Origin of the sequence: Dyadobacter jiangsuensis (assembly GCF_003014695.1) — a bacterium.
Classification (GTDB): domain Bacteria; phylum Bacteroidota; class Bacteroidia; order Cytophagales; family Spirosomataceae; genus Dyadobacter; species Dyadobacter jiangsuensis.
The window spans coordinates 89234-100619 of sequence record NZ_PYAS01000013.1 but is presented as its reverse complement, the minus strand read 5'-3'; the positions used below and the strand labels follow the sequence as shown (position 1 = coordinate 100619).

Annotated in this window: 11 protein-coding genes; 6 read left to right on the top strand and 5 right to left on the bottom strand. The window is 47.3% G+C overall.

Going from position 1 to position 11386, the window contains the following annotated elements; genetic code table 11:
- Positions 1-97: 97 nt before the first annotated feature.
- From CLV60_RS24385 to CLV60_RS24370, 4 genes are all read left to right on the top strand, one after another.
- Entirely contained in the window at positions 98-1006 is a 909-nt protein-coding gene (locus CLV60_RS24385) for an AraC family transcriptional regulator (protein WP_106598000.1), read from the top strand.
- Entirely contained in the window at positions 1003-2631 is a 1629-nt protein-coding gene (ade, locus tag CLV60_RS24380) for an adenine deaminase (RefSeq protein WP_106597999.1), read from the top strand. The genes CLV60_RS24385 and ade overlap by 4 nt, the downstream gene beginning before the upstream one ends.
- 159 nt (positions 2632-2790) lie before the next feature.
- On the top strand, positions 2791-3372 hold the full coding sequence (locus CLV60_RS24375) for an RNA polymerase sigma factor (protein WP_015815162.1): 582 nt from the start codon (positions 2791-2793) through the stop codon (positions 3370-3372).
- Between the two features lie 114 nt (positions 3373-3486).
- A complete protein-coding gene (locus tag CLV60_RS24370; protein ID WP_106597998.1) occupies positions 3487-4758 on the top strand; it encodes a replication-associated recombination protein A in 1272 nt (423 codons plus the stop codon).
- Here the strand turns inward: CLV60_RS24370 and CLV60_RS24365 are convergent.
- On the bottom strand, positions 4752-5006 hold the full coding sequence (locus CLV60_RS24365) for a hypothetical protein (protein ID WP_106597997.1): 255 nt from the start codon (positions 5004-5006) through the stop codon (positions 4752-4754). The two genes, CLV60_RS24370 and CLV60_RS24365, sit on opposite strands and share 7 nt — an antisense overlap.
- Positions 5007-5142: 136 nt before the next feature.
- On the opposite strand from CLV60_RS24365, the gene CLV60_RS24360 reads away from it, so the two are divergent.
- Positions 5143-5706: a YfbU family protein gene (locus tag CLV60_RS24360; protein ID WP_170118855.1), complete on the top strand. Its 564-nt coding sequence runs from the start codon at positions 5143-5145 to the stop codon at positions 5704-5706.
- 199 nt (positions 5707-5905) lie between these two features.
- On the opposite strand, the gene CLV60_RS24355 is transcribed toward CLV60_RS24360, so the two are convergent.
- The 3 genes from CLV60_RS24355 to CLV60_RS24345 all read right to left on the bottom strand — a co-directional run bounded on the left by CLV60_RS24355 (position 5906) and on the right by CLV60_RS24345 (position 8824).
- The gene (locus CLV60_RS24355; protein ID WP_106597996.1) at positions 5906-6100 is read right to left on the bottom strand and encodes a hypothetical protein; all 195 of its coding nucleotides are present in this window, start codon (positions 6098-6100) and stop codon (positions 5906-5908) included.
- A gap of 70 nt (positions 6101-6170) precedes the next feature.
- Positions 6171-6668, bottom strand: a complete 498-nt coding sequence (locus tag CLV60_RS24350; RefSeq protein WP_106597995.1) for a hypothetical protein — start codon at positions 6666-6668, stop codon at positions 6171-6173.
- 158 nt (positions 6669-6826) lie between these two features.
- Positions 6827-8824 carry a T9SS type A sorting domain-containing protein gene (locus CLV60_RS24345; RefSeq protein WP_106597994.1) on the bottom strand — a complete coding sequence of 666 codons (1998 nt, stop codon included), beginning with the start codon at positions 8822-8824 and terminating at the stop codon, positions 6827-6829.
- Positions 8825-9494: 670 nt separating this feature from the next.
- On the opposite strand from CLV60_RS24345, the gene CLV60_RS24340 reads away from it, so the two are divergent.
- Positions 9495-10133: a response regulator gene (locus CLV60_RS24340; protein WP_106597993.1), complete on the top strand. Its 639-nt coding sequence runs from the start codon at positions 9495-9497 to the stop codon at positions 10131-10133.
- Between the two features lie 31 nt (positions 10134-10164).
- Here CLV60_RS24340 and CLV60_RS24335 read toward each other — a convergent pair whose 3' ends face one another.
- Positions 10165-11217, bottom strand: a complete 1053-nt coding sequence (locus CLV60_RS24335; RefSeq protein WP_106597992.1) for an aldo/keto reductase — start codon at positions 11215-11217, stop codon at positions 10165-10167.
- Between the last annotated feature and the right edge of the window lie 169 nt (positions 11218-11386).

The following is an 11386-nucleotide window of genomic DNA, read 5'->3' as shown; positions in this document are numbered from 1 at the left end:
ACAGAATTATTTGAATACAATGAACTCAGACATTAGCAAATTTTTCAACTATATTGGCATATATTTCTCTTTAACGGTTTTAATCATGTAATTATTTGTGAAACCGCAGCTACTTAAAGTCCCAAAGGGCTTACAAAAGTCTTTCAGTATCCGCCGCGACGTGGTACTGTACTTTTACAACCGATGGCATTACCACCCTGAATTAGAGCTCATTCACATCGAACAGGGCTCCGGTACGCAATTCGTAGGCGACAATATCCGGAGTTTTCAGAGCGGCGACCTGCTGCTGATCGGCCCCAACCTTCCACATTACTGGCGCTGCGACGAAAAGTACTTCCAGCGCGGCAGCCAGCTTTATGCACAGGCTACCGTCGTGCATTTTTCGGAAGAAATTTTTGGTAAAAACTTCCTGGCGCTACCCGAAAACAAGTCCATCCACGATTTGCTCGTGAAAGCGCGGCTTGGGATGAAGATACTCGGCGAAGGCACCGATAAAGTGAAAACGCTTTTGCACGAGCTACTCAACCAGACCAACGGCAACCCGATTATTTCCTTAATGCAAATACTCGAAACGCTGGCTCACTGCGAGGAGATCAATATCCTCTCCAATACACAGTATCAGAACGAGTACGACCAATACGATACCGACCGTATCAACCATATTTACCAGTATTCGATCTCCAACTTCCAGAAGAAGATTTCGATCGAGGAAATCGCCGAGGTAGCCAACATCAGCCCGCATTCATTTTGCCGGTATTTCAAAAGCCGCAGCCGCAAGACCTACTCGCAATTTTTGCTTGAACTCCGGATCGGTCATGCCTGCAAACTGCTTTCCGAAAGCCGCATTCCCGTGGCGCAGGTTTGCTTCGAAAGCGGTTTCAACAATTTTGCCAACTTCAACAAATACTTCAAACTCCACACCGGCAAAAGCCCGATGCAGTACCAGAAGGAATTTCGCAAGATTCCCATCTCCGGCCATTTGCCCGCATTTAACACAACCTTATGAAAGCCAACCTGATCAATATCTTCGAGAAGACCATCCGGGAAGCCGAAATCCGCATTTCGGAAAAGCGTATTTCCCAAATCGATATCATCGGCCCCGAGAACCCTTCCCTACCCTATATACTGCCCGGCTTCACTGATGCACACGTGCACGTGGAGAGCTCGATGCTCACACCCGCCCAGTTTGCGAGGCTCGCGGTGGTACATGGGACGATCGCGACGGTGTCCGACCCTCACGAAATCGCGAATGTGCTGGGTGTGCAAGGCGTAGATTTCATGATTGAAGACGGGAAACGCGTGCCGTTCAAATTCTGCTTCGGCGCTCCTTCGTGCGTTCCTGCTACGATTTTTGAAACGGCCGGTGCCATCGTGGATGCAGATCAGGTAGGCGAACTGCTGGCCAGCAATGATATCGGTTATCTCGCGGAAGTGATGAATTTCCCGGGGGTACTCAATGAAGATCCCGACATGATGGCGAAAATCAATTGGGCAAAACGCTATAATAAGGTAATAGACGGCCATGCGCCAGGCCTTCGCGGGGAGACAGCAAAACAATATGCGGGCTACGGCATCAGCACCGATCACGAATGCTTCACTTACGTGGAGGCGCGCGAGAAAATCGATTATGGGGTAAAAATCCTGATCCGGGAGGGCAGTGCGGCCCGGAATTTCGAGGCGTTGATTCCGTTGATAGACGAGTTTCCGGACCGTATTATGTTCTGCTCCGACGACAAGCATCCCGACAATCTCGTTGAGGGACATATTAATGTGCTTGTCAAACGGGCGCTCGCGCTCGGATACGACTTCTGGAATGTATTGCAAGCCGCGTGCATTAACCCCGTAACTCATTATAGACTGGATGTAGGATTGCTACGCAAAGGTGACGCCGCTGATTTTATATTAATTGATAATGCAAATGCATTCAATATCCTCGAAACCTGGATCGATGGCGAACTGGTAGCGAAGGACGGAACCTCACTAATCCCCGATTTACGCAGCGCGCATCCCAACCGTTTTGAATGCGGGCTCAAAATTGCTTCGGATTTCAAATATCCGGCAAAAAATTCTGAAACGAGGATCAGGGTGATCGAGGCAATGGATGGTCAATTGGTTACAAATGAGTGGATAACGGACGCAAAAATTGTTGGCGGTGCAGTAGTACCTGACCTTGAAAAAGACGTATTGAAGGTGGTGGTCGTAAACCGCTATTCGCCTGCGCCGCCTGCCATCGCATTCATCCGCAATTTCGGATTGAAGCAGGGCGCGTTGGCCTCGTCGGTCGCGCATGATTCGCACAATATAATAGGTATAGGGTGTGACGACGAAAGTATTGCGCGGGCTGTGAATCTGGTCGTTGAAGCGCGGGGCGGATTGTCAGCTGTGGGAGCAGGATCGGAGCATTTGATCGGGCTTCCGATCGCCGGGTTGATGACCGACCGGAATGGATATGAAGTGGCCGAAAGTTACACGAACATCGATCGTTTTGTAAAAAACACGCTCGGGTCAACATTAAAATCACCGTTTATGTCGCTGTCTTTCATGGCATTACTGGTGATCCCCTCGCTAAAACTAAGCGATAAGGGCCTTTTTGACGGGGAAAATTTCAAGTTTACCGCGCTAACGTTATAAAAAGCAGCGATTTTCAGGAAATAGTATCATTAACCTTTGAAATATAATTTTATGATGAAAATATTTTTAAAATATGTTTTTTTATAAATATATTTACAAGTGTAATAATGACATTATTCACAATCATTCCTAACCCCAATTCCAAATCCTTTCCAAACAATGGCTCACCTACGCTACAAGCAAGAAGAAGAACTCTGTTTTTGGGATCAGTTCAGAAAAGGCGATGAAAATGCCTACGCATGCCTCTACCGCTCTTACGTTCACATTCTTTACCAGTACTGTTCGCAATTCACGATCGACAAGCCGCTCATCAAGGATTGTATCCACGATTTGTTTGTAGAGTTATGGAGAAACCGCATGACGCTCGGTGACACCACCTCGGTTCGCTTTTACCTGATGGCCTCCATCAAACGCAAATTGGTCCGCCATTTGAATGCACAACAAAAGCATACCAGCAATGAAGATATCCCGGTTGAGTACTGGCATATCAACACCCCGTCCCACGAGAACCACCTGATTTCGGAAGAAGAGTTCGAATCTACCAACCAGCACCTGAATGTGGCCATCAACGGCCTGCCACGCCGCCAGCGCGAGGCGATCTTCCTCAAATTCTACATGAACCTTAATAACCACGAGATCGCAGATTTGATGAAAATAAATATACAATCGGTGTATAACCTGGTTTTTGGTGCGTTGGGTAACCTGAAAAAGCAGATGACGCTCGACAGACTGACTTTTTGATAGGGGTCTGTTTAAACGTTTAAATACATTCATAGAAAGCGTGGCGAACAATGCCGCGCTTTTTTTGTGTTAAATTTGCCTTACATTGACAAGCTAAATTGCGACACTTCACCCATGAACACCATTACCACGCCCCTCGCCGAACGCCTTCGCCCGCGGACCCTCGACGATTTCGTAGGGCAGGAAAAGTTACTCGGCCCTAAAGGACCATTGCGGAGGGCCATTTTGCAGAATGCGATTCCCTCGATGATTTTCTGGGGACCTCCCGGTGTGGGGAAAACTACCCTCGCTTTACTCATTGCCGAAACCACCAAACGGCAATTCTACAACCTGAGCGCGATCAGCTCCGGTGTAAAAGATCTGCGTGAAGTACTTGCCCGTCCTTCCGGCTTGTTTCCGGCAATTCTTTTTATCGACGAAATCCATCGCTATAATAAGAGTCAGCAGGACGCATTGCTCGGCGCGGTAGAAAAAGGTCAGGTTACCCTGATTGGTGCTACGACCGAAAACCCGTCATTTGAAATCAACTCCGCATTGCTCTCGCGCTGCCAGGTTTATATTCTCGAAGCATTCGGAGAAAAAGAATTGAAGGATCTCATTGCCCGTGCGCTGGAAAAAGATCCGTGGCTGAAAGAAAAGAATATCAAATTCAAGTCCTATGATGCATTAATGCGCCTTTCCGGCGGTGACGGCAGGAAGCTGCTGAACTTGCTGGAGTTGGTGGTACTCGGCAAAGGTGACGCCAAAAAAATTGAAATCACCGACGAGTGGGTGACCGAGGTCGCCCAACAGAATATTGCTCGTTACGACAAGTCGGGCGAGCAGCATTACGATATTATTTCGGCATTCATCAAGTCTCTCCGCGGTAGCGATCCTAACGGTGCGGTCTATTGGATGGCGCGAATGATCGTCGCGGGTGAGGACCCGTCGTTCATTGCCCGCAGGATGCTCATTATGGCCTCTGAGGACATCGGGACTGCTAACCCGACAGCTATGATCATGGCTAACGCCTGTATGCAGGCTGTGAATGTGATCGGCTATCCCGAATGCCGCATTATTCTTTCCCAAACGGCCGTTTACCTTGCCACATCCCCGAAAAGCAATGCAAGCTACATGGCGATCGGCGAGGCGATCGAGGCTGCTACGCGCACGGCGCACCTGCCCGTGCCCCTGCACTTGCGTAATGCGCCTACGAAGCTGATGAAGCAAATCGGTTATGGAAAAGACTACAAGTATTCGCACGATTTTGAAGGAAATTTCGCGAAACAGGATTTTCTTCCCGACGAGTTGAAAGGGACGAGATTCTTCGAACCGGGCAGAAATGCACGGGAGGAAGAGATCAGGAAAAAGTTGCAATACTGGTGGGGCGATTGGTATGGCTATTGACCGTCGCGTTTCCTACGCTTCTCTTCGAATTTCTCGAAGGACAAGTCCGGCGTGGATACGTCCGGCGTGGATACGTCCCGCGCGGATACGTCCCGTCCGTGTGGATTTTTTAGGTCACTTTCCAGTTTTTGAGCCAGCTTTTTGAGGTTTTCCTCTGTTTCCTTGCGCTTCACGTAATCGGCAAGCGACTCCTCGCTCCCATTTTTATAGTTATCCGGGCGAGTTGAATCGGGGTGTGATTGTTCCATATGTTGAGTCGAAATGAATATTGACCGGCAGATGTACAGAATAACTGAACAATGCAATTGTAAAAGAGCAAACTTTCCGGAACATTGCAATGTAAAGCAGACACAAAATGTGCCTATTACCATTAACTTGCTAAAAATGTCGAACCAGCTTTATATGATCCCCGAAAGCATTTCCCTCATTGAAAGACAACTCCTGATCAATCAATGCAAAATCCTCTCCGCTATTGGAAACGAAAAAGAGCGTGAGTTGTATGAAAAACGAATTGAAATACTGGAAAAGGGCTATACAGGCCTGTATCCCAAGGTGTTTAACAACTTGTACGAAGAAGTCCCGTTGAGCGTCTACAACGAAATTTCCGATATCATGAAGATGTACAGCCGCATCAATGATTCCATTCGTTTGTTGCCCGAAGCCGATAAAGAAGCGCTGGATCTGGCATCTCTGGAATTCGAAGGGTTCGATCAGGATAGCGGCATGCATTACTATATGATGTCATATCTTGTTGACCGAATGGATGAGCATGGTGAGTACAAAGGCCGCGAATTAAAGTCGCACAAAAGCAATTCACTGATCAAATACAACCGCATGCTTTCGGTGTATTTCGACTATGAAAATGTAAAAAAGCAGCAGTATTCTGTGTCTGATTTGCAAAACTTTATCGATCAGGTCAAAACGATAGTGCTTGATACTCAGGCATGATCAGCCACTCCTAACCGTATAGTAAATACATGCTGCACTACGGCTACAAAAAATATTATTTCGTAAACAAAAAACAATGTTTTGAATAAAGAAATCATTAAGTTTGTATCGAAAACCCGTCAAAAGGTTTTCAATAACGTTGAGTAAAATCAAACATCCCGGTTACTTTGTAACTGGGATGTTTTCTTATACTCCTATCTTAATGTAGCTGCATTTTACGAAGTCTGTTGGCATTGCGTTTGAGGAACAAACGGTCGCTTACGGAATAGTGGGTATGGGCGCTTCTCTTTTTCAGTTCAACGACCAGCCAGAACCCACCAGCTGCCGCACCTGCCAGGGCGATCATCGCCAGGATCGGTGCCAGATTGTAGAGGTTTTGAAGTAACTGTGCCATGGTATCCGCTGTTAGTCAGGTTCAGCGGATAAACTTAAATAATCGTACCAACCGGTTTTCACCGCAAATGCTACATTCTCGCACTGAGCACTTTCACGTCACATCCCACCACCGAATTGTTGACATAACCCACACTCAGCCCTGATACTTTTGCTGATTTTTTAGCAGGAACAGGCGTTTTGATCGTAATAACCTTGGACGTTACGACGGCTTGCACGTCGTTGAGGTATTTAAACTCCACTTCTACACTTTTTACCGGTGAGGCGGATGTGTTTTCAATCACCATATTGTGGATTGCAAGCCCTCCTACCTGATGCCATTCGTTGTTTGTGACGTGTATCTGAGCAGCCAACTCCTCCGACCCGCCAATGCCCGCCTGCAACGAATCGCCCGAAGTCAGCACTTTTGTTTCTGTTTTGACCTGCTCCTTCGGTTTCAGAAAATCGAGTTGCTTGTAGTAGTATAGAATGTAAATAAAGACACAAACCGGAATAATCGCACTGGCCCATTTCAACACCGGAATCAGGACCTTTTTGAACTTGCTCTTTTTACCTCTTTTGCTAGGCATATAACTAACGTTGATAATTGGGGTACTTCAAAGCTCAAATATACCGCTCTACGGTTTCAAAAAAAGTAGTAGTCGTCCCCTTTTTGAAATCCTTATAAAAAACAAACCGCTGACTTATCGGCCAGCGGTTTGTTTGTGTATCGTGTGAGACAGGACAATTACTGTCTTACAAATCTCTGTGAACTTACAGTTCCGTCGGTATGCGTAACCTGTACCACATACGCGCCTGCTACAAGGTTGCGGGCATTGAGTCCCGAAAGCAATGCATTCGAGGCTTCTAATACTACCTTTCCGGCAGCATTTACCACCTTCACCTGGCTTACTTTGCTCCAATCTCCAACGTTGAACGTCAGATTTTGCGAAGCGCTCACCGGGTTAGGATAAACCAGTGCAATACCATTGAAATTCAGGTGTTCGATATGGCTGTAAGCGAATGTCTCGTCGCGGTCGACCATTTTCAGGCGGTAGTAGTTATCGCCTCTCAAAGGAGTCGCGTCCGCGAAAGAATAATATTGGTTCACTTTGCTTTCGTTGTGTGAAGACAAAGAGCCGATTTTCACCCAGTTTTTGCCATTCTGGCTGCGCTCGATATCGAAGCGGTCGCTGTTGGTTTCCTCCGAGGTAGTCCAGGACAGAGAAGATGTCTGACCTTCGGACAAGGCTTTGAAGCTAACCAATGTTACAGGCAAAGCCTTCTCGATCACAAGACGGAAGACAGTAGTATCGGTCTGCCCGAAACTATTGGTGGTCTCAATATCGAAATCGTAAGTTCCATCCTGGCCCGTAACCGGCGTTCCTGACAATGTTCCATTCGAGTTCAAAGTGATCGTGTTCGGCAGCGACCCAGCGAGTACACGGGCATTTTGCGTAACATTAGACAACGCAAAAGTGTAGTTTGCTGGCACACCGCAATTCAGGCTGAATCCTGGCTGACCGTTTCCAGCCACAGCAGTAGTAATGCTAACGTTCAAAGGATCACCCACTCTGGTTGGAGGAAATACACCGCCGGTCATAACAACCGGAGGACGCGAGCCTAATTCGTGGATTCGAAGCCCAGTGAACAGGTTCGCATTCAAAATAGTCACAGATGTTACCTTGATACGGTCGTAAGCGGAGCCGGGCACAAATCTGATAGTTGCCAGTCCGTCATTGCCAAATAGGGTCAGAAGATCCAGATCAACTAGCAGATTTTCTACCGTTTGCGGCGTACCTACCGCTGTCTCACCCAGATAGGCCTGGAAAACGATATTTTCCAAAACACCAAGGTTGAGCAATGCAGATGGTTTGGAGATCGTAGCGACTACCTCATTAGTTCCAGGAGAAGTTTTACCCAGAAATACTGTTTGTGAAACCGTTGAAGCCAGGGCTACTGCTCCGTTCTGAAGCAGTGAAAAGTTACCTGCGCTTACGTCTCCGTCAATTGCACGTTCAGGATTTTGCAATGCTTCCGTCAGAGTTAGCGCAATGCCTGCTGCGTGGGGATTCACGCCTGCGAAAGCAAATGAAGCTGCGTCACAGGGAGCGAGCACCAGATTCTCATAGCTCGCTGCATAATCGATTGTCATAGTGATGCGGCCCAACGCAACTCCTAATAACTGACTTGTTGAATTATCAAAATTCAATCCCACCGTCACACTGGTATAGGAGTTCGTGGGCGTAATCGCGATGAACAATTCTCCTGCTGCATTACGCACCAGTTCCTGCTTGGTAACCCCTCCATTTGAAGAAACCGAAATCGTCTGGTTTTCGAGTAATCCCAGCGCATTGAGCAATGAGCTCAGATCCAGGTTCAAACCTGTTTGTGTCAGGCTATTAATACGCACGTAAGTAGTTTTGCCCGCCGGGATTGACGACCCAAAGTTCAGTACCAATGCCGCATCACTCGAATGCGTTACACTCACTCCAGGTAATACGTTGACAACCAGACCAGCAGCAGATATCGTTGCCACTGTACTATTGGATGCTCCGATGGCATTGTCCTTATCGTTAACATAGGATGTTGCGAGTGCTTCCGAATTCACGTCTGTGCTGGTACTCGTAACGTATTGCTGAGCAACTGCACCGTTTGCCATCATGGAAAGCAGAAATACGCCCGCTTTCCATCGGGCTGAGCTCGACGCCAACTTTCTGGTTAAATAGCCGATAGAACTTTTCATAGTGATAGAAATTTTAGAATAGAAATAAACCGTTATGTGATTAATTGAACAGAAATTCAAGCGATTAGATAAAGAAAACCTCATCCCGACAAAACCGGTAGCATGGTATAATCCAATGTGGTGCCCCACCTGCACGCGCACGCAGATTCCTATACGCACGAGCGCCAGATAGTCTTTCTTGTGAAGGTGTCGTCTAACGAATAACCGGAGTGCCGGTCAAAAGAGATGAGCAAGTAATTTTTGTAAGCGTACTATGAAATGGTTTAAGAGTTGATGACTTTAAGAATATGGGTGAAAACAAGTACGTCCATTTAGTTATACTATTTTCTCAAACTAGATAGTACTTATTTGCAAATGTATTTATAAATGGATCAAAACAAACCCACATATTTTTAGTATGATTGTACCCCCAAAAATTTGGGGGTATAGAACTAATTTTATCCACGCGAGCGTTAAAAACTCACCGAAAGTTACTTCCGGCAAATAACTACTACACTCCAATCGCTGGCCTATTTGCATTATATTCGAGTATTTTGTGTAGCTGAATTGATTATATCTTAAAACGACAAATATTTCGAGGCATTCGCTCTTGCCACTATAAATATCAAATGATCGAATTGTACAAAATCCGGGTATCAAATTAGGTTGTATAATACTCAAAAGTAATTCTATGAATATAGTTTTAGTAGATGAACACCTTCTTCTCGCTGATGCCCTTCAAAATTTGTTGAAGCTGATACCTGAGGTGGAAACGGTTGAAGCATACACGGATGGCAAAGACTTTCTAACCCAAAGAAGCGGCACGCCGCCTGATATCCTGGTTATGGATCTCGCCCTCAACGGTCAGAATGGCCTCGAATTGCTCGACGTGTGCCGATCGACGTTACCAAGGGAATTGAAAGTGATAGTGCTGTCGACGGTCACTGATGCGCAAACCGTCAAACACACCATCCGTCGTGGAGCGAACAGTTTTTTGTCAAAATCAACGCTTTTTGAGGAATTCCGGGAATCTATTTTTCAGGTGCGGGCAGGAAAACAGTACATTGGAAAAACCATTCGGGATGCCCTGATCAACAGTGTTTTCACGGAGGAAGAAGTGGTTATGCATCTCTCTCCAAGGGAAAAAGAAGTGCTTCAAAAGGTCTGCGGGGGGCACACGATCAAGGAAATTGCCTACGAGCTAAAACTAAGCGCCCATACGGTGCAATATTATCACCGCAGCGTTATGGACAAGCTGAAAGTACGCCGCACCACCGATCTCATCGTATATGCGATGCAGCACGGGCTATACATCCCGGAGGCCAGGTAGCAAGTCATGCCGCCCAGCCTCCGGTTACATTTTATTGTCGGGCCGCAAGATGGCCGTAGAAATCAGGAAGCGGGTTTAATGTAGTATTCTTCCGCTGATGCCAATAAGGGTAGATCGGCGACTTTTCACTCGCTGCATCGAGACGTTTCACCTGTTCCAGCGTGAGGTTCCAACCCACTGCATCAAGGTTTTGCTTCAATTGTTCCTCATTCCGCGCACCGATCACAATATTGCTGACAGTCGGGCGCTGCAACAGCCAGTTCAGTGCCACTTGCGCAACGGTCTTTTCCGTTTCAGCAGCTACTTCATCGAGCACGTCGATCAGGTTAAAGAAAAAGTCCTCCGGTATGGCAGGCCCTTCCCCGCCTCCCTGAGCAATACGCCCTTCCGGCGGAAGCGGTTGATTTCTGCGGTATTTTCCTCCCAGGCGTCCGGCCGACAGGGGGCTCCACACGATCGTCCCCACCTTCTGATCGACACCCAACGGCATCAGTTCCCACTCCAGCTCCCTGCTCAGCAATGAATAATGCGCCTGATGTGCAATGTATTTCGCCCAACCATACCGCTCTGAAACCGATAGTGATTTCATCAGGTGCCAGCCGGAAAAGTTTGAGCAAGCGATGTAGCGCACTTTTCCGGCGCGAATCAGGTCGTTCAATGCACTGAGGGTTTCCTCTACGGGCGTCGTGCCGTCGAAGCCGTGCATATGGTAAACATCAATGTAGTCCGTTTGAAGCCTGCGCAGACTATCCTCGCAAGCCTTGATCAGGTGAAAACGCCCTGAACCTGACTGGTTCGGCTTATCCCCCATTCTGAATGTCGCTTTTGTGGAAAGGATAATCTTATCGCGCAGCCCTATGATCGCTTTACCCAGGATTTCCTCGGATAAACCTTGCGAATAGACATTGGCCGTATCGAAAAAATTAATTCCGGCATCCATACACAGCCCCACCAACTTCGTTGCTTCATCGACCTGCGTATTGCCCCACGCCTTGAAGAAATCTCCCGTACCGCCGAAAGTACCGGTACCAAAGCTAAGCACCGGCACCTTCAAGCCCGATCCTCCCAGTTGTCTGTATTCCATTTGCGTTGTTGTTAAAATGATAAAACGCGGCCGGCATGGCGCGACCTGCTCGACCGAAATAAAGGATAAAATCCTCAAACATCAAGTCAAAAAGCCCTTTTGTGCACATCAGGACATAAAAAAAGGCCGGACGCGTCCGGCCTTTTGCCTCAATCGTACAATCAGGAAT